Origin of the sequence: Pigmentiphaga sp. GD03639 (assembly GCF_029845405.1) — a bacterium.
Taxonomy (GTDB): Bacteria; Pseudomonadota; Gammaproteobacteria; order Burkholderiales; family Burkholderiaceae_B; genus Pigmentiphaga; species Pigmentiphaga daeguensis.
Genome location: NZ_JAOCLR010000012.1, coordinates 1 through 16,450 on the forward strand (window position 1 = coordinate 1; position 16,450 = coordinate 16,450).

Consider the following 16,450-nt stretch of genomic DNA (forward strand, 5'->3'; position numbering starts at 1 on the left):
GCTGGTCACCGGCCGGGAATGGAAAGGCTCGGCCTTCGGCGGCGCCCGCGGACGCACCGACGTGCCTACCATCGTCGACTGGTACATGGACGGCAAGATCAGGATCGACGAGCTCATCACCCACACCCTGCCCCTCGAACGCATCAACGAGGGATTCGACCTCATGAAGAGCGGACAGTCGATACGCTCGGTCGTGCTGTACTGACCCAGGCCCTCGGCCCGGCGCGGCGACGGGCGGGAAAACCCCCGCCCGTCGTTGTATAGAACAATTCACTTCCCCGCCGATAGAGTCTCCCGCATCGAAGCCGCCACGCCGTGGCGGTCCGGTTCAAGGAGATTCGTCCGTGGAGCACGTCGTTCGCAATGCCTGGTACGTACTGGGCTGGACCGCAGAAATCGGCACCGGGCCCTTCGCCCGGCGGGTACTGGACGAACCCGTCGTGGCCTTCCGCCGGCGCGACGGCCGGCTCGCCGCCCTGCTGGACCGCTGCGCGCACCGCCTCGTCCCCCTGTCGCTGGGCAGCGTGGTGGACGACACGCTGCAATGCGGCTATCACGGCCTGCGCTATGACGGCACCGGAGCTTGCGTGCACGTCCCGGGCCAGGAGAACGTGCCGCCCGCCGCGCGGGTCCGCAGTTTTCCCATCACGGAAAGATACGGCGCCGCCTGGATCTGGATGGGAGACGCGCAACGCGCCGACCCCCGGCTCATCCCCGTCATCGAGCGCTATGGCACGCCGGGCTGGACGGTCATCCGGGGCGAGCCCCAATACCATCGCTCGCACTACCTGAACATCGTCGAGAACCTCCAGGACCCCGCGCACACGACCTACGTCCATCCAGGCACCATCGGCAATCCGGCATCGAGCGACATACTTCCCGTCATCGAGGAAAGCGAGGGCCACATCGTGACCTACCGCTGGACACTCGATGCCGAGCCGCCCCCTCTCGACCGCAGGAACGCCAGCTTCAGCGGACCGGCCGATCGCTGCCAGTACTACCACTTCTTCCCGCCCTGCACCTCGCGCGTGGACGTGGTGACGATGCAGGCCGGCCAGGAACACACGGAAGCCAACATGGACCGCGGCCTGCGCGCGTTCAGCTACAAGTTCCTGACGCCCGAAACGGATGCGGCCACGCATTTCTTCTGGCTGCACGTGCGCAACTTCGGCGTGGACGACAAGGAACTCGACCAGCGCTTGATACGCGACATGGGCCGCACCTTCGAAGAAGACAACGTCATCGTGTCCGCCATGCAGCGCGAACAGGATGCCACCGGCGTGCGGCAGCTGGCGTGGCTGCGCATCGACGCGGGCCCCAGCCGTGCCCGCCGCATGATCGAGAAGATGGCAGCCGCCGACTCGGCGGCCGCCGCCCCGGCCACTTCGACGGCGTCCTGACGCCAGCCCATCCCCTGCCCGTCCACCCGCTTGCGTGCCGCCAAGGAGGCCACCATGTCCCACCGTCCGCACCCTCGTTTCCTTCGTGCCTCGTCACTGCTGGCGGGCCTGGCGCTCGCCCTGGCGGCGACGCAGGCCTGTGCCGGCGCCGCCGACGGCTATCCCAGCCGGCCCATCCGCTTCATCGTCCCCTTCACGCCCGGCGGACTGACCGACAAGCTGGCGCGCAGCGTGGCGCACGACCTGCAGGAGGCCTGGCAGCAGCCGGTCATCGTCGAGAACAAGCCCGGCGCGGGAGGCACCATAGGCGCCGACCTGGTGGCCAAGGCGCCGGCCGACGGCTACACGATCCTGCTGGGCACCCATGCGACCCACGCCATCAACGTCACCCTGCTCGCCAACCTGCCCTACGACGCGGTGCGCGACTTCGAGCCCGTCAGCCTGCTGGCGACGGTGCCCAATGTCCTCATGGTGCATCCCTCGGTGCCGGCGCACAGCGTGCAGGAACTGATACAGCTGGCCAGGCGCAAGCCCGGTTCGCTCAACTTCGTCTCCCAGGGCATCGGCACCTCCGGGCACATGTCGGGCGACCTGTTCAAGTCGCTGGCGGGCATAGACATGGTCCACATCCCCGCGCGCGGTCCGGCGCAGGCGGTCAGCGACGTCATGGGCGGCCATGCCGACATCCTGTTCGACTCGGTCGCCATCGGCATGCCCATCGTGCGCTCGGGCAAGCTGCGGGCGCTGGCCGTGACCAGCCGCGAACGCTCGCCCGCCGCGCCCGAACTGCCGACCATGATCGAGGCCGGCGTGCCCGACTACGAGATCGTGCTGTGGTTCTCGGTGTTCGCGCCCAAGGGCACGCCGGCCGACATCGTGCTCAAGCTGAACCAGGAAATCGCGCGCGCCATGGGCAAGCCCGCCACGCGGGCCGCATTCGTGCAGGACGGCCTCACGGTCTCGGCTTCGTCGCCGGAGCAGTTGGGCCGCTTCCAGCAGGCCGAGATCGCGAAGTGGGCACGCCTGATCAAGGCGTCGGGCGCGACGTCGAACAATTGACGCCGGCGCGCGGGAACATCCGCCTACCAGATGTCCGCCAGGTCCGGCCTGGACGAAGCCAACTGGCGGCTCCCGCCGTTGCGGCGGTCGGCCTTTTCCTTCAGCGGATAGTCCTGGTTGAGCCGCGTGGCCGTGTCGGTCAGGACGTCCAGCATGCCATCGAGCGCCTGGATTGCCTCCGGTGGCAGCGCCTTGAGGATACGGCCGTTGATGTCGGCGGTGATGGGAAAAAGTTCGGCATGCAGGGCCCTGCCCTTGTCGGTCAGTTCGATGGCGACGCGATGCCTGTCGCTGCTGCGGCCGATCCGCGACACCAGCCCCTTGGCGACCAGGTCGCTGATGGCGCGGGACACCAGGGGCCGGTCGGTATGCGCGCGCTCGGCCAGCTCGGAAGGCGCCATCGTGCCGTAGTCGGCCAGCATCGCGATCAGGCGCCATTCCCGCCGGCTGATGCCGTAGCGGCCCTCGCACAACCGGATCACCAGCGCCCCGCTGACCGACAGCAGCCTGGCGATCCGGTAATTCAGGAGTTCCTCGCAATTGGCGGGCTGCTCGAAGGACATGGCCGCTCCTGCGCCGACGGCGGTTGATTAGAACAATCAAGGACATGAAAGCTAGAGTCATTCTCCACAAAAAGCACAGCAGCCGCAACGCCGCGCGCCGGCGCGGCCCTGGCCGTTTTCCCTCTACCCAAGGAGCATCGCCCATGGCACTTCCCCAACGCGACCGGACACGGCCGATCGCCGACTCGCACGTCTTCGACCTGCGGCTTTCATGGAAGGGATACCGCATCAACAAGCTTTGCAACTCGCTCAGCGAAGCCGCCGACCGCGACGCCTACCGGGCGGATGAAGAGGCGTACATGACGCGCTTCGGCCTGTCCGACGAGCAGAAGGCGCTGATACGTGCGCGCGATTTCACCGGCCTGCTCGACGCCGGCGCCAACATCTATTTCCTGCTCAAGCTGGGCGTGGTCACCGGCAACGGCCTGTATGTCATGGGCGCGCGGATGCGCGGGGAAAGCTACGAGGACTTCCTGACCACCCGCAACGACAAGGGAGCGGTCTGACATGGGACGCATCATCGCAGGCATAGGCACCTCTCACGTGCCCTCCATCGGCGCGGCCTACGACCGCGGCAAGCAGGCCACGCCGGCCTGGCGTCCCCTGTTCGACGCCTATGTCCCGGTGCGCGAGTGGCTGGAGGAACTCAAGCCCGACGTGGCCATCATGGTCTACAACGACCACGGCGCCGATTTCTTCTTCGACAAGTATCCCACCTTCGCCGTGGGCGCGGCCGACCGCTACGACATCGCCGACGAAGGCTTCGGCGTGCGCCCGCTCCCGCCCATAGACGGCCACCTGGAATTCTCGCAGCACCTGTGCGAATCGCTGGTCTACGACGAATTCGACCTGACGGTCTGCCAGGAAATGCGGGTCGAGCACGGCTTCCTGGTGCCCATGCACCTGTGCTTCGAGCACACCCCCGGGTGGAACGTGGCGGCCGTGCCGCTGGCCGTCAATGTCCTGCAGCATCCGCTACCCACCGCGCGCCGATGCTACCGGCTCGGACAGGCCATACGGCGGGCCGTGGAGTCCTATCCCGGCGACCTGCGCGTCGTCATCCTGGGCACCGGCGGCATGTCCCATCAATTGACGGGCCCGCACTTCGGCAGGATGGACAAGGACTGGGACCAGGACTTCCTGGACCGGATCGAACACGACCCCGGCAGCCTGTGCGAGCTGACCCACCAGACGCTGATGGAACGCCATGGCGCCGAAGGCATCGAGCTGATCATGTGGCTGGTCATGCGCGGCGCGCTGTCGAACCAGGCGCGGCGCGTGCATCGCAACTACTACGCTCCCATGACCACCGGCATGGGACTGATCACCCTCGAGGAGCCGGCATGATCGAACGCACCCAGGTCGGCATCGTCGGCGCCGGCCCCGCAGGACTCCTGCTCTCCCACCTGTTGCATCGGGAAGGCATCGAGTCCATCGTGTTCGACAACCGCAGCCGCGAGCACGTGCAGGGGCGCCTGCGGGCCGGCGTGCTGGAACAAGGAACCGTCGACCTCTTGGCGCAGGTCGGACTGGGCGAGCGCATGCGGCGCCTGGGCATGCCGCAGACCAGCCTGGACTTCCGCTACGCCCAGGCCTCCCACCGCATCGACTTCGCCCGGGAAATCGGCCGCACGGTCATGGTCTATCCGCAGCACGAGGTGGTCCACGACCTGATCGAGGCGCGGCTGGCCGCCGGCGGCGACCTGCGCTTCGACACCCCGGTCACCGCCGTCCGGGGCCTGGAAGGCCCCGCCCCCACGATCCTGGCCGGCCCCGAAGGCAGGCCGGTGCGCTGCGACTTCATCGCCGGCTGCGACGGCTTTCACGGCATCTGCCGCGACGCCATTCCCGCCTCGGTGATGAAGACCTACGACCGCGTCTACCCCTTCGGCTGGCTGGGCATCCTGGCCGAGGTTCCGCCGGCCGCGCCGGACGTGACCTGGGGCTGCCACGAGACCGGCTTCGCCATGCTGAGCTTCCGCTCTCCCACGCGCAGCCGCCTCTACCTGCAATGCGAACCGGACGACGACCCGGACAACTGGTCCGACGACCGCATCTGGAGCGCGCTGCACGAACGCCTGGACGTTCCCGGCATGCCGCCGCTGATCGAAGGCCCCATCGTGCAAAAGGGCGTGACCGCCATGCGCAGTTTCCAGGTCGAGCCGCTGCGCCACGGCGCCCTGTTCCTGGCCGGCGACGCGGCGCACATCGTTCCGCCCACCGGCGCCAAGGGGCTGAACTCCGCCGTGGCCGACATCCGGGTACTGGGCCGCGCCTTGGTCGAGTATTACCGGCAAGGTTCGGCCCGGCTCCTGGACAGCTATTCGGAAACCTGCCTGCGGCGCATGTGGCTGGTGCATCGCTTCTCGGCGGGCCTGTGCACCATGGTGCACAGCTTTCCGGGGCAGAGCGACTTCGCCCGGCGCCTGCAGCGGGCCGACCTGGACTACATGACGGGATCCGAACCGGGCCGGCGGGCCTTCTCGGAGAACTTCACCGGGTTGCCGATCGAGGCCTAGTCGCCCCTGCTGCCGCCCGCGCTGGCGAAACGCTCGCGATAGGCGCGGGGCGTCACGCCCAGGTGGCGCTGGAACACCTTGCGCAACTGGGCATCCGAGCCGAAGCCGGCCCGCGCGGCCACGGTCTTGAGCGGCAGGGCCGCGTCCTCGAGCAGCCGGCGTACCAGGTCCACCCTGGCCGTCTCGACGAAGGCCTGCGGCGTGGTGCCGGTCTCGCGCACGAACACGCGCGTGAAATTGCGCACGCTCATGGCCGCATGAGCGGCCAGTTCCGGCACGGCCAGCGGCTGGTGCAGGTTGGACAGGATCCAGTCCTGGGTCTTGCGTATGCCCGGATGGCTGGTGGTCTGGCTATCCAGGTGCATGCTGAACTGCGATTGCCCGCCCGGGCGCTTCAGGTAGACCACCATGTCGCGCGCGACCTCCAGGGCGAGATCGCGGCCGCAATCCTCTTCCACCAGGGCCAGCGCCAGGTCTATGCCGGCCGTGACGCCGGCAGAGGTCCAGATGTTGCCCTGCCGGATATAGATCGCATCGGCCTGTACGTCGATACGCGGATAGCGCTGCTGGAGCAGGCGCGACACGCTCCAGTGCGTGGTGGCGCGCCGGCCGTCCAGCAGGCCTGCTTCAGCAAGAAAGAAACTGCCCGAGCACAGGGCGGCCAACCGCGCGATGCGGGGCGCGACCGCCGCCGCCCAGTCGACGATGGCCGACGAATGCCGCATGGCTTCCTGGATGTTGCGCGCCCCCACCAGGATGGCGGTATCGGGCAGATCGCGGCTGTCCAGTCCCTTGCCGGCGTGCAGCGACATCAGCGTGTCCGACTGCACCGCCCCCGGTTGCGGCGCGGCGATCTCGACCTGATAGGCCGGCGGCAGGTCGCGCTTGCGCAGGTGCACGTTGGCGTAGTCGAACACGCACAGCGGACCGATGGCCTCCAGCGACTTGAACCCGGGATAGACGACGATATCGATGCGGCGGACGCGGAAATGGCTGCTCATGCGTGGATTTTAGTGCGCGACGCGCGCGGCACGGCGCTTGCTGCGTGCCCAGGCCCGCGCAACCGGCGCGTATGACGAAGGAGAACGTCATGAAAGCACTGTGCTGGCATGGCAAGAAGGACATCCGGTACGAGACCGTGCCCGATCCCCGCATCGAGCAACCGGGCGATGCCATCGTCAAGGTCTCCGCCTGCGCCATCTGCGGCTCCGACCTGCACTTGTTCGACGGCTTCATCCCCGGCATGAAATCCGGCGACATCATGGGACACGAGTTCATGGGCGAAGTGGTCGAGGCGGGACCGGACACACACGACCTGAAGGTGGGCGATCGCGTGGTCGTGCCCTTCACCATTGCCTGCGGCGCCTGCGAGCAATGCCGGCGCGGCAACTATTCGGTGTGTGAACGAACCAATCGCAACAAGGAGCTGGCCGACAAGGCCTTCGGCCATTCCACGGCGGGCCTGTTCGGCTACACCCACCTGACGGGCGGCTACGCCGGCGGGCAGGCCGAATACGTGCGCGTGCCGCACGCCGATTCCACCCACATCAAGGTGCCCGCCGGCCTGCCGGACGAACAGGTGCTGTTCCTGGGCGACATTCTTCCCACCGGCTGGCAGGCGGCGGCCCAGTGCGACATCCAGCCCACCGACACGGTCGCCATCTGGGGAGCCGGCCCGGTGGGACTGATGGCCATGCGCAGCGCCCAGCTGCAAGGCGCCCGCCAGGTGGTGGTCATCGATCACGTGCCCGAGCGCCTGGCCATGGTGGCCCAGGCCGGCGCCATCCCCATCGACTTCGACCAGGAAAGCGTGGTCGAACGCCTGCGCGACCTGACCGGCGGCAAGGGGCCGGAGAAGTGCATAGACGCGGTGGGCCTGGAATCGCACGCCGCCCGGTCGCTGGACGCCATGTACGACCGGGCCAAGCAGGCGGTGATGCTGGAAAGCGACCGCCCCCACGTGCTGCGGGAAATGATCTACGTCTGCCGCCCGGCCGGCGTGCTGTCCATTCCCGGCGTCTACGGCGGGCTGATCGACAAGATTCCGTTCGGCGCCTCGATGAACAAGGGACTGACCTGGCGCATGGGCCAGACCCACGTCCAGCGCTGGAGCCAGGCCCTGCTCGAACTCATCGCCGAGGGCCGGATCGACCCCTCTTTCGTCATCACCCACAGCGAGGCGCTGGAGGACGGGCCGGACATGTACGAGATCTTCCGCGACAAGGAGGACGGCTGCGTGAAGGTGGTCCTGAAACCGTGATCACCCCGCTTCAGAACGACTCGGCCCGGTACACCTGCCTGCCGCCCACGTAGGTCGCCAGCGCCTTCAACCGCTGCACCTCGGCCGCCGGGATGCTGAGATAGTCGGCCGACAGCACGACGAAGTCGGCCAGCTTGCCGGGTTCGATCGACCCCTTGATGTCCTGTTCGTCGGTCAGGCGCGCGTTGTTGATCGTCATCAGCCTGAGCACGGCGTCGCGCGAAGGCACGGCCTGGTCGGCGCCGTAGACGCCGTCGGAGATCGTGTCCCGCGTCAGGAAGTGGTACATGGCCCAGAACGGATTGACCGGAATCACCGGCGAATCGGTGCCACCCGCCAGCATGAAGCCCTGCTCCATGTAGGTCTTGAGCGGCGTGACCTGCGAGGCGCGGTCCATGCCCCAATACCGCCTGAGCACGGGCGCGGCCAGATAGAGATGGTCCTGCACCGACATCCTGAGATTCATCGCCCGGATGCGCGGATACTGGTCGGGGCGGGTGATGAAGGCGTGCTCGATGGTCCAGCCCTGCGCGCGGATGTCGCGCTGGACATGGGCCCGTTCGTAGCCTTGCAGCACCTCGTCCACGGCGGCATCGCCCACCGCGTGCACCGCCACGCGCCAGCCGGCCTGGTTGATGCCGGCCACGTATTCGTTGAACGTCGCCTGCGGAATGGTCTGCAAGCCGTAGTAGGTGCCACCCTTGCCCATCTCCCCTTCGTAGGGCCGGGTCATGTAGCCGCCCTCGAATCCGCCGTCCACGCTGATCTTGATGCCCCAGACCTTGACCCACTCGTCGCCTTCCCCCTGCCGGATGCCGGCCCCGACGATACTGGACCGGAAATCGGCCAGGTCCTTCGGGCGGAACAGAATGCTGTAGCGGACCGTGGCCTTGCCGCTGTCGCGCAGTTGCTGGAACTGGCGATACGCCGCCACGTTCGTGCCCGGTATCCGTATGCTGGTCAGGCCGTATTCGTTCAGCTTCTTCTGCTGTGCCTCGAGCACGGCCAGCGTCATCGGCGGCGGAGGCGGCAGCGGCGCGAGACGCTTGGCCGTATCGGTCAGCTCGCCGGTCAGCCGCCCGGCGGCGTTGCGCGGAATCGCGCCGCCCGGCGGCACCGGGGTCGCGGGCGTGATGCCGTACCTGGCCAGCGCCGTGTTGTTGAGGAAATAGCTGTGGCCGCCGCGCACCAGGATCACCGGCACGCCGGGCGCCGCTGCCTCCAGCTCGTCCGCGGTAGGCAGGCGCTGCTCCTTGAGTTGCGCTTCGTGCCAGTCGCTGTTGGACACCAGCACCTCGCCCGGCTTGGCGCCCTTGGCCGCCTCGGCCACCTTGGCGCACAGCTCGGCGATCGAACGCGTGGCGGACAGATCGATGCCGGGACCGCCGCCCACGGCGTGCAGATGGGAATCCGCCAGGCCCGGAACGACCGTGCGGCCGCGCAGGTCGATCACCTGCGTGGCGGGCCCCGCGTAGGCCATGATGCGCTCGTTCGCCCCCACCGCGACGAATCGCCCTTGGCGCACGGCGAAAGCCTGGACAATGGAAGAGCCGGCATCCACCGTGGCGACCTTGCCGTTGACGAAGACCGCATCCGCGGCCTCCGCCGGCGCTGCGCCGCCCGGTCCGCGTGCCGCGCATGCGGCCAGCAGCCCCACCGCCGCCGCCACGACCACGCCCCGTCCCCAAGTCCCGCCAACCATCGCTTCCATGGCCCGCCCTCCCTCGTCGTCGGAAGGCGCCAGTGTGATCCCGATAATCTTTAAATGTCAAATACTTATCCGCCATGGCGGCGCATGTCACAGAGCCCGCGCTTCGTGCACAATGCGGGCGTGGTCCACCAGGACACCCCCCCTCTCATTCATGAACCCCGAAGATCTGCAACGCCTGGTAACGGTCGCCATGCCCTACGGCAAGTACAAGGACAGGCTGATCGCCGACCTGCCCGGTCCCTACCTGGCCTGGTTCGCCCGCAAGGGATTCCCGCCCGGCGAACTGGGGCGCCTGCTGGCGCTGATGCACGAAATCGATCACAACGGGCTGTCGCCGCTGCTGGCGCCGCTGCGCCAGCGGTCACGATGATGCGCGGCGACGCTTCTGGAACAGCTCGAGCGCATGCAATCCAACCGCGCGGGCACGCTGGTTCTGAAGCACGATGGCCGCCTGCGCGGCTTCGGGGTCGCGTTCGCGTATCGCGTCCAGAAGACGGTGGAACTCATCCACGCTTTCCGCCGGCCGGTTCGGATGATTCATCGATGACGCCCACAGGAAACCCAGGCGTGCATTGATCTTGCGAATGAAGGCCGCGAGCGGTTCGTTCCTGGCTCCCGCGACGAAGGCTTCGAACAATTGATGCTTGGTCGCGCGTATGCGCGGCACGTCGCGCGAAACCAATGCCTGCTCGAACTCGTCGATGCGCACGGCGAAGGCGTCCATCTGCTCGGGCGTGCCGCGCGTCGCGAAACATGCCGCCGCCAGTTTCTGCAGGGCCACCCGCACTTCGTGCAGCTCGTGGAATTGCGCTTCGTCGATCGCCCGCACGGCAGGCCCGCGATGCGGCGCCACTTCCAGCAAGCCTTCGCCGTCGAGTTGCCGGATGGCTTCGCGCATCGATGGGCGGCTGGCGGCAAAACGTTCACACAGCTCCCGTTCGGTCAGCTTGTCGCCCGGGAGATAGACCCCTTCGGTGATGGCATCGCGCAGGCGGTCGGCCAGTTGCTGCCGGGCCGGATCGCCGGCCGGCACGGCGGTCTCGTTCAAGGCAACGATTTTTTGGTCCATGGATCGGTCGCGGCAGGAATCTGCATTGTAGCGACGCAAAGGCAAGCCTATCGCACCGGGCTTTTTTCTCGCCATCCACCTAAATTGTCTTACATTATTGAAAATAACGCCCGTTTCATGGCATATTTTCGCCAACAATAACAAAATTTGTCATACAAAAAGGCAAACCAGCCTTGCAACCCTCGAGGAGACACACCATGCCGCTGCACTCCCGGCTCCTGGCCACGGCGCTGGCCCTGGCCGCCGCCATCGCTTGCGCCCCCCAGGGCGCCAGCGCCCAGTCCTATCCGACCCGCCCCGTGCGCATCATCGTTCCGCATGGCGCCGGCTCGTCGCCCGACACCATCACGCGCCTCGTCGCGCAACACCTGGGCGAGCGCCTCGGGCAGCCATTCGTGGTCGAGAACCGCGCCGGCGCCGGCGGGACCATAGGCCTGGGCGCCGCCGCCCGGGCCCCCGCGGACGGCTACACGCTGACGGTGGGCCACATCGGCACGCTCACCATCAATCCGAACGTCTACAGCAAGCTGCCTTACGACCCGGTCAAGGACTTCGCGCCCATCATGCTGTCGGCCCGCACGCCCCTGCTGGTCGTCGTTTCCGCCGAGTCGCCCTACAAGTCGATCGCCGACGTCATCGCCGCCGCCAAGGCCGACCCCGGCAAGCTGACGTTCTCATCGGCCGGCAACGGCACCGCCTCGCACATGTCGGGGGAATATTTCAAGGCACTCGCGGGCATCTCCATCACCCACGTGCCGTTCAAGACGGCGCCCGAAGCCCTGACCGGCGTCGCCAGCGGCGCCGTCACCCTAACGTTCGGCGGACAGCCTCCGGCCTGGCCCATGGTCAAGGCCGGCAAGCTGCGGGCGCTGGCGCTCACCAGCGACCAACGGGTGGCGGAATTCCCCGACACGCCCGTGGTGGCCGAGACGCTGCCGGGCTACGAGATGTTCGACTGGAACGGCTTCATGGCGCCCGCGGGCACGCCTGTCGCCATCATCGACACGCTGCACACGGCCATCGCGGCCATTCTTGCCGAGCCGGGCGTGGTGCGCCAATTGCGCGGACAGGGGCTCCTGCCCATGGCCAACACGCCCGAGCAGTTCGCCCGCTTCATCGATGCGGAGCGAGGCAAGTGGGCGCGCGTCGCCAAGGAAGTGAAGATCCAACTCGACTGAGGAAGGCCATGGGAATGAGCGTGGAACAACTCGCGAGCCTGCTGGCCGGCGCCTCCGCGGCCGCGGCCTATGAAGCCCTGGGCCGCCGCGGCGACCTGGACCCGGTCATCGGCACGCAAGTGCCGGGCACGGTCTGCATCGGCCCGGCATACACCGTGAGCGCACCACCGCACCGCAGCGGATCGGCGAACCAGGCGCTCGACCTGGCTCCGCCCGGTTCCGTACTGGTCATCGACACCGGCGGCGATCCGGATACTTGCGCGCTCGGCGGCACCGGTTCGCTGGCCGCGCAGATGCGGGGCATCGCCGGCTGCGTCACCAACGGCCGCGTGCGCGACCTGGCCGAGATCCGGGCATTGCGATTCCCGGTGTTCGCACGCGGCGGCACCGTGCGCAGCAGCCGCAAGGACGGAACGGCCGAACTCCAGGTCCCCGTGGCGATCGGCGGCCAGATCGTGCGCCCGGGCGATCTCGTCTGCGCCGATGATGACGGTGTCGTCGTCATCGGGCAGCAATATTTCGATATCTTCGCCGAACGCCTGGCCGCCCGCCTGGCCTTCGAACGCGATGCCGATGCGCGGGTTCGGGCCGGTATCCCGTACGCGCAGGCCGTCAGCGGCCGTCCGTGACCGGCCCCAAGCATGGAAGCTCCCACATGGGCATGACTCTCGTTGAAAAGATGCTGGCCCGCGCCAGCGGCAAGACTTCGGTCCGGCCGGGCGACATCGTGCTGCCCGAGCCGGAACTGGTCATCCTGCACGATGGCTATGTCGAAACCGCCTACAAGCAGTTGCACGACATCGGCTATCGCCGCGTCACGCATCCGGAGCGGGTGGTCTTCGTCACCGACCACCAGGTCGTCTACACCACTCCGGCCTCGATCCTGCGCGGTCGCTCCAATCGGCGCATTGCCGGGGAATGGCGCATCGGCCACTTCCACGATGCCGGCCAGGGCGGGCACGGCCACCTCTTTCCCATGGAAAACGGCCTGGTCAGGCCCGGCATGTTCCTCTTCGCCTACGACATGCACTGCACGAACTTCGGCGCCATCGGCGCATTCGCGATGCGCGCCGGGCCCAACGTGGTATCGGTGCTGGCCACGGGCACGACCTGGACCGTCGTGCCGCACACGCTGCGCGTCACGCTGGAAGGCCAGCCGCCGCCCGGCGTGCATCCCCGCGACGTCGGTTTCTGGCTGGCCCATCGGCTGGCCTCGGGAGAACTGGGTGTCGAATTCGACTATCGCGTGGTGGAGTTCGGCGGTTCGTACTGCGATCGCTTGCCGCTGTCGGGACGGGTCGCGCTGTGCAATACCTTGACCGAGATCGGCGTGCTCAACATCGTGTTTCCGCCCATGTCGCCGCTGGGCGCGCCCCGCGACGGCAGCTGGCTGGAAAGCGATGCCGACGCCCGCTTCGAACATACGCTCGCGCTGGACGTCTCGCGCCTGGCGCCGCAGGTGGCGCTGCCGGGCTCGCCCGATCGAGCGGTCCCGGTCGGGGATACCGTGGGTGTCGCGATCGATCAGGCCTACCTGGGATCCTGCGGATCGGGCATGTACGAGGACTTCCAGGCCGCCGCCGAGGTGCTTGCCGGCCACCGGGTGGCGAACGGGGTGCGCTTCATCGTCGTGCCGGGCACCGTCGAAACGGCCAAGCGCATGGCGCGCGACGGCCTGACCCAACGCTTCCTGGACGCCGGGGCCATCCTGCTCCCCCCCGGCTGCGGCCCCTGTGCCGGCGGCGCCGGCGGTCCCCTGGCTTCCGGGGAAGTATCGATCTCGACCGCAGCCACCAATGGCCAGGGCCGCATGGGCGCGAAGGACGCCTATTGCTACCTGGGCAGCCCGCTTACCGTGGCGGCGTCCGCCATCGCCGGCCGGATCGCCGATCCGCGCCCGGCGCATTGAGGAGTTCCCATCGATGAACTGGATACAACGCGGCACCGCCCATGTGCTGGGCCATGACGTTCCCCACGACGGCGCGGTCATGGCGTTCGACATCGTGCTCTCGCGCAACGCCAATCCCGGCGAACTGATCCCGCATCTCTTCGCCGAACTCGATCCGGGCCTGGCCGGCCGCATCCGTCCCGGCGACCTGATCGTCGCCGGCCGCAACTTCCTGGCCGGCAAGGCGCACAACACCGGCATCATCGCCATGAAGGCGCTGGGCCTGGGCATCCTGTGCGAGTCCATGTCGGTGCGCGCCTTCCAGGGCGTGGTGGCGCTGGCCGTGCCCGCGCTCGCGTCCTGCAGCGGCATCGTGGACGTGCTGTCCGACGGGGAAGAGATCGAAGTGGACTACGCCAACGGCACCGTCACGCGATGCGCCACCGGCCAGGTCCACCGCTACCCGCCGCTGGCACCCGAGATACGCGCCATGATCGGCAACGGCGGCATGCGCGGCGCCCTGCAGGCCCATCTGCGCGCGCATCCCGAACTCGGCCGGCCCTACGCGGAGTAGACTACGGGCCTTTCCTTCGAGGCCCGCCACCATGCCCTTGCAAGCCCACTACGCCAAGACGCTGCCCAAGCCACGCTTCCGCTACACCCCCTGCATCCAGGCCGGCCCCTATTACCAGCTGGCCGGCATGATCGCGCTCGATGCCCAGAGCGGCCAGCTGGAAAGCGGCGGCGTCGCCGCGGAAACGGACAAGATCATGCGCAACATGCTGGGCGCCCTGCCCGAATACGGACTGGCCCTGGACCAGCTCGTCATCGCGCGCATCTTCACCACCCGCTTCGACCAGTTCGCCGAGATCAACCGCGTCTGGGAAGGCTATTTCCCCGAAGGCACGACCCCGCCCGCGCGCACCGCCATGGGCGTCGTGGCCCTGCCGCTGAACGCCACGGTGGAAATCGAGTTCTGCTTCTACCGCGAGGCCTGATCCGCGGTTCGCGAACCAGGCGCTGGCGGCCCGCGAGGCGGACGGCCAGCCGCCCTCAGCCTTGCAGCGCGAGCGCGTTGGGGCCGCCCTTCAGGTAGGCCAGGATGCTGCAGGCGGTGCTGGCCGAGGTCTTCGGATTGGCGGCGGACGGTTCGGCCTGCGTATCGAAGCGGAACTCGCCCAGCACGCCGCGCGCCTCGATCCGGTGGCTGTTGCGCGTGGCGGCGGGATCCGCGACCAGCGTGACCCGGGTGGCGTCCAGCCCGGCTCCCGCGAGGGCGACCGTGGCCGCCACGTTGGCATTCCGCGGATAGCGCCGCGCCACCTCGCGGGCGCTGCCTTCGAACACGACGGCCGGTCCGGCCAAGGCATGTAGATCGCAGGCCTGTTCCGCCGGGGTGCCCAGCCAGGCGCGCGGCGGCTTGATACCGGTATAGCGGACCTCGACCGGGCCGGCGGCGCGGGCCGTGGCCAGCGCGTCCAGGCCGCCGATGGCGCCGCTGATCAGGTGCAGCCGGCGGCCGGTCCTGGCCGCTTCCTCCTTCAACGTCCGCAGCAGGCCGTCGTCGGCCAGCGCGCCGGCCGAGACCAGCGCGAAATGCCGGCCGCTGCGCAGCACGTCGGCGCCGTATTGCGCCACGGCGCCCTGGCCCGCCGCCTCGATCACCAGGTCGACTTCCCTTGCCAGCGACGCGATGTCGCCAACCGGTTCGATCGAAGGCGGCAACGATGCCGCCGCCTCGCCTTCCTTGCCCGCGCGCACGACGACATTGCGCACGTCGGCGCAGGCATCGCCGGCCAGGGCATCCAGCAGGCCGCGGGCAATCCCGCCCAGTCCGATCACGGCTATGGTGGGTCGGGTCATTTGAGGTCCGCGTTCATCTGTTTGGAAAAAATCGCCGCGAGCTTGCTGGCGGCATCGAGCAGGGCGCGCTTCATTTTCTCGTCGTCGTAGCCCTGCATGCGCTGCGAAGGCCCGACAATGGACACCGAGAACATCACGCCGACCTGGGAAAGCGGTATGGGCGCGGCCACCGCCACCAGCCCGCGGTCGATCTCCTCCCGGCAATAGGCGATGCCGGTCTTGCGAACCCGCCGCAATTCGTCCCGCAACTGCTGCGGCGAAGTGATCGTGCGATCCGTCAGCGCGGGCAGCGGCTCGTCCAGCAGCGCCTCCCATTCCCGTTCGTCGCGAAACGCCAGGATGGCCTTGGCCGAGGCCGCCGCATGGGGCGGCATGACGTGACCCGGGTTGACGTAGCCGTGCCAGTCCTTGGGCGGCGTGGCCATGACGATGCTCTCGATGCGATTGCCGCGCAGCATGCTCAGGAAAGCCGTCTCCTGGAACTGCTCGACCAGGCCGTAGAGCACGGTATGGGCGACCGCCGCCATCTGGTCGGGCGAAATCGCCGTTCCCAGCAGCCGGCGCATGCGCCCGCCCAGGAGATAGGTGCGGCGCGCGTTGCCCGCCTCCGCCTCGAACGGCGGTTCGGCGTCCAGGCAGCCGGCGCGGCACAAACCGGCCAGCATCCGGTGCAGCGTGCCCTTGGGCATGTCCAGCGCCGCCTGTATCTCGCCGAACGCCAGCCCGGCGGGATGGCGCGCGACCAGTTCGATCACCTGCATCTGCCGTTCCAGCAGGAACCGGTTCTTCGACGACTCTTCTTCCACATCTCCTCCCAACGTGAGCCAGGCGAAATTTTGCCCGCAATGAAAACGCCTTGACGAAATTACGTGCCAACCTGCATTATGTTCCATATAACGATAGATTAGTTCCGAAAAACGGAACTTTTTTTGCCGGACCC

The 16,450-nt window shown here is 68.0% G+C and carries 18 protein-coding genes and 1 pseudogene; 13 read left to right on the forward strand and 6 right to left on the reverse strand.

What is annotated here, in order from left to right:
• From N5K27_RS14500 to N5K27_RS14510, 3 genes and pseudogenes are all read left to right on the forward strand, one after another.
• A pseudogene (locus N5K27_RS14500) lies at window positions 1-205 on the forward strand (S-(hydroxymethyl)glutathione dehydrogenase); the annotation flags it as partial.
• 139 nt (window positions 206-344) lie between these two features.
• On the forward strand, window positions 345-1,400 hold the full coding sequence (locus N5K27_RS14505; RefSeq protein WP_176400843.1) for an aromatic ring-hydroxylating dioxygenase subunit alpha: 1,056 nt from the start codon (window positions 345-347) through the stop codon (window positions 1,398-1,400).
• A gap of 54 nt (window positions 1,401-1,454) precedes the next feature.
• Window positions 1,455-2,459 (forward strand): tripartite tricarboxylate transporter substrate binding protein, encoded by a 1,005-nt coding sequence (locus tag N5K27_RS14510; RefSeq protein WP_087841290.1) that lies wholly within the window; start codon window positions 1,455-1,457, stop codon window positions 2,457-2,459.
• A gap of 23 nt (window positions 2,460-2,482) precedes the next feature.
• Here N5K27_RS14510 and N5K27_RS14515 read toward each other — a convergent pair whose 3' ends face one another.
• Window positions 2,483-3,022 carry a MarR family transcriptional regulator gene (locus tag N5K27_RS14515; RefSeq protein WP_087841291.1) on the reverse strand — a complete coding sequence of 180 codons (540 nt, stop codon included), beginning with the start codon at window positions 3,020-3,022 and terminating at the stop codon, window positions 2,483-2,485.
• A gap of 143 nt (window positions 3,023-3,165) precedes the next feature.
• Here N5K27_RS14515 and N5K27_RS14520 point away from each other — a divergent pair, with 143 nt between their 5' ends.
• Genes N5K27_RS14520 through N5K27_RS14530 form a run of 3 tightly spaced genes read left to right on the forward strand, consistent with a single transcriptional unit; the run spans window position 3,166 to window position 5,541 of the window.
• On the forward strand, window positions 3,166-3,528 hold the full coding sequence (locus tag N5K27_RS14520) for a protocatechuate 3,4-dioxygenase (protein WP_279817260.1): 363 nt from the start codon (window positions 3,166-3,168) through the stop codon (window positions 3,526-3,528).
• A 1-nt stretch (window position 3,529) separates the two neighbouring features.
• Window positions 3,530-4,369 carry a class III extradiol dioxygenase family protein gene (locus tag N5K27_RS14525; RefSeq protein ID WP_087841293.1) on the forward strand — a complete coding sequence of 280 codons (840 nt, stop codon included), beginning with the start codon at window positions 3,530-3,532 and terminating at the stop codon, window positions 4,367-4,369.
• Window positions 4,366-5,541 (forward strand): 4-hydroxybenzoate 3-monooxygenase, encoded by a 1,176-nt coding sequence (locus tag N5K27_RS14530; protein WP_087841294.1) that lies wholly within the window; start codon window positions 4,366-4,368, stop codon window positions 5,539-5,541. Before N5K27_RS14525 ends, N5K27_RS14530 begins: the two co-directional genes overlap by 4 nt.
• Here the strand turns inward: N5K27_RS14530 and N5K27_RS14535 are convergent.
• A complete protein-coding gene (locus N5K27_RS14535) occupies window positions 5,538-6,542 on the reverse strand; it encodes a GlxA family transcriptional regulator (RefSeq protein ID WP_087841295.1) in 1,005 nt (334 codons plus the stop codon). The two genes, N5K27_RS14530 and N5K27_RS14535, sit on opposite strands and share 4 nt — an antisense overlap.
• Window positions 6,543-6,631: 89 nt before the next feature.
• On the opposite strand from N5K27_RS14535, the gene N5K27_RS14540 reads away from it, so the two are divergent.
• Window positions 6,632-7,801, forward strand: a complete 1,170-nt coding sequence (locus N5K27_RS14540; RefSeq protein WP_087841296.1) for a zinc-dependent alcohol dehydrogenase — start codon at window positions 6,632-6,634, stop codon at window positions 7,799-7,801.
• A gap of 10 nt (window positions 7,802-7,811) precedes the next feature.
• On the opposite strand, the gene N5K27_RS14545 is transcribed toward N5K27_RS14540, so the two are convergent.
• Window positions 7,812-9,512 (reverse strand): amidohydrolase, encoded by a 1,701-nt coding sequence (locus N5K27_RS14545; protein WP_279817263.1) that lies wholly within the window; start codon window positions 9,510-9,512, stop codon window positions 7,812-7,814.
• Window positions 9,513-9,663: 151 nt separating this feature from the next.
• Here N5K27_RS14545 and N5K27_RS14550 point away from each other — a divergent pair, with 151 nt between their 5' ends.
• Entirely contained in the window at window positions 9,664-9,882 is a 219-nt protein-coding gene (locus N5K27_RS14550; protein WP_087841297.1) for a DUF3820 family protein, read from the forward strand.
• Here N5K27_RS14550 and N5K27_RS14555 read toward each other — a convergent pair.
• Window positions 9,874-10,581 carry a GntR family transcriptional regulator gene (locus tag N5K27_RS14555; protein WP_176400844.1) on the reverse strand — a complete coding sequence of 236 codons (708 nt, stop codon included), beginning with the start codon at window positions 10,579-10,581 and terminating at the stop codon, window positions 9,874-9,876. The genes N5K27_RS14550 and N5K27_RS14555 overlap by 9 nt on opposite strands.
• Before the next feature lie 197 nt (window positions 10,582-10,778).
• On the opposite strand from N5K27_RS14555, the gene N5K27_RS14560 reads away from it, so the two are divergent.
• The 5 genes from N5K27_RS14560 to N5K27_RS14580 are packed head-to-tail and all read left to right on the forward strand — an operon-like array spanning window position 10,779 to window position 14,645.
• On the forward strand, window positions 10,779-11,759 hold the full coding sequence (locus tag N5K27_RS14560) for a tripartite tricarboxylate transporter substrate binding protein (RefSeq protein ID WP_279817266.1): 981 nt from the start codon (window positions 10,779-10,781) through the stop codon (window positions 11,757-11,759).
• Between the two features lie 14 nt (window positions 11,760-11,773).
• Entirely contained in the window at window positions 11,774-12,388 is a 615-nt protein-coding gene (locus N5K27_RS14565) for an RraA family protein (protein WP_165963232.1), read from the forward strand.
• 32 nt (window positions 12,389-12,420) lie between these two features.
• Window positions 12,421-13,668 carry an aconitase family protein gene (locus N5K27_RS14570; RefSeq protein ID WP_165963231.1) on the forward strand — a complete coding sequence of 416 codons (1,248 nt, stop codon included), beginning with the start codon at window positions 12,421-12,423 and terminating at the stop codon, window positions 13,666-13,668.
• A 13-nt stretch (window positions 13,669-13,681) separates the two neighbouring features.
• On the forward strand, window positions 13,682-14,221 hold the full coding sequence (locus N5K27_RS14575) for a hypothetical protein (RefSeq protein WP_279817269.1): 540 nt from the start codon (window positions 13,682-13,684) through the stop codon (window positions 14,219-14,221).
• A gap of 31 nt (window positions 14,222-14,252) precedes the next feature.
• Complete coding sequence (locus N5K27_RS14580) at window positions 14,253-14,645, forward strand: RidA family protein (protein WP_087841303.1); 393 nt, start codon at window positions 14,253-14,255, stop codon at window positions 14,643-14,645.
• 55 nt (window positions 14,646-14,700) lie between these two features.
• On the opposite strand, the gene N5K27_RS14585 is transcribed toward N5K27_RS14580, so the two are convergent.
• Both N5K27_RS14585 and N5K27_RS14590 read right to left on the reverse strand, forming a co-directional pair.
• Window positions 14,701-15,510 carry an aspartate dehydrogenase gene (locus tag N5K27_RS14585; RefSeq protein WP_087841304.1) on the reverse strand — a complete coding sequence of 270 codons (810 nt, stop codon included), beginning with the start codon at window positions 15,508-15,510 and terminating at the stop codon, window positions 14,701-14,703.
• A complete protein-coding gene (locus N5K27_RS14590; RefSeq protein WP_207958667.1) occupies window positions 15,507-16,316 on the reverse strand; it encodes an IclR family transcriptional regulator in 810 nt (269 codons plus the stop codon). Before N5K27_RS14590 ends, N5K27_RS14585 begins: the two co-directional genes overlap by 4 nt.
• Window positions 16,317-16,450: the final 134 nt, after the last annotated feature.

Bases quoted from the DNA above. Each gene is read 5' to 3' on its own strand.
- N5K27_RS14510 (WP_087841290.1), top strand. From the start codon at position 1,455: ATGTCCCACCGTCCGCACCCTCGTTTCCTTCGTGCCTCGTCACTGCTG.
- N5K27_RS14515 (WP_087841291.1), bottom strand. From the start codon at position 3,022: ATGTCCTTCGAGCAGCCCGCCAATTGCGAGGAACTCCTGAATTACCGG.
- N5K27_RS14520 (WP_279817260.1), top strand. From the start codon at position 3,166: ATGGCACTTCCCCAACGCGACCGGACACGGCCGATCGCCGACTCGCAC.
- N5K27_RS14525 (WP_087841293.1), top strand. From the start codon at position 3,530: ATGGGACGCATCATCGCAGGCATAGGCACCTCTCACGTGCCCTCCATC.
- N5K27_RS14530 (WP_087841294.1), top strand. From the start codon at position 4,366: ATGATCGAACGCACCCAGGTCGGCATCGTCGGCGCCGGCCCCGCAGGA.
- N5K27_RS14535 (WP_087841295.1), bottom strand. From the start codon at position 6,542: ATGAGCAGCCATTTCCGCGTCCGCCGCATCGATATCGTCGTCTATCCC.
- N5K27_RS14540 (WP_087841296.1), top strand. From the start codon at position 6,632: ATGAAAGCACTGTGCTGGCATGGCAAGAAGGACATCCGGTACGAGACC.
- N5K27_RS14545 (WP_279817263.1), bottom strand. From the start codon at position 9,512: ATGGAAGCGATGGTTGGCGGGACTTGGGGACGGGGCGTGGTCGTGGCG.
- N5K27_RS14550 (WP_087841297.1), top strand. From the start codon at position 9,664: ATGAACCCCGAAGATCTGCAACGCCTGGTAACGGTCGCCATGCCCTAC.
- N5K27_RS14555 (WP_176400844.1), bottom strand. From the start codon at position 10,581: ATGGACCAAAAAATCGTTGCCTTGAACGAGACCGCCGTGCCGGCCGGC.
- N5K27_RS14560 (WP_279817266.1), top strand. From the start codon at position 10,779: ATGCCGCTGCACTCCCGGCTCCTGGCCACGGCGCTGGCCCTGGCCGCC.
- N5K27_RS14565 (WP_165963232.1), top strand. From the start codon at position 11,774: ATGAGCGTGGAACAACTCGCGAGCCTGCTGGCCGGCGCCTCCGCGGCC.
- N5K27_RS14570 (WP_165963231.1), top strand. From the start codon at position 12,421: ATGACTCTCGTTGAAAAGATGCTGGCCCGCGCCAGCGGCAAGACTTCG.
- N5K27_RS14575 (WP_279817269.1), top strand. From the start codon at position 13,682: ATGAACTGGATACAACGCGGCACCGCCCATGTGCTGGGCCATGACGTT.
- N5K27_RS14580 (WP_087841303.1), top strand. From the start codon at position 14,253: ATGCCCTTGCAAGCCCACTACGCCAAGACGCTGCCCAAGCCACGCTTC.
- N5K27_RS14585 (WP_087841304.1), bottom strand. From the start codon at position 15,510: ATGACCCGACCCACCATAGCCGTGATCGGACTGGGCGGGATTGCCCGC.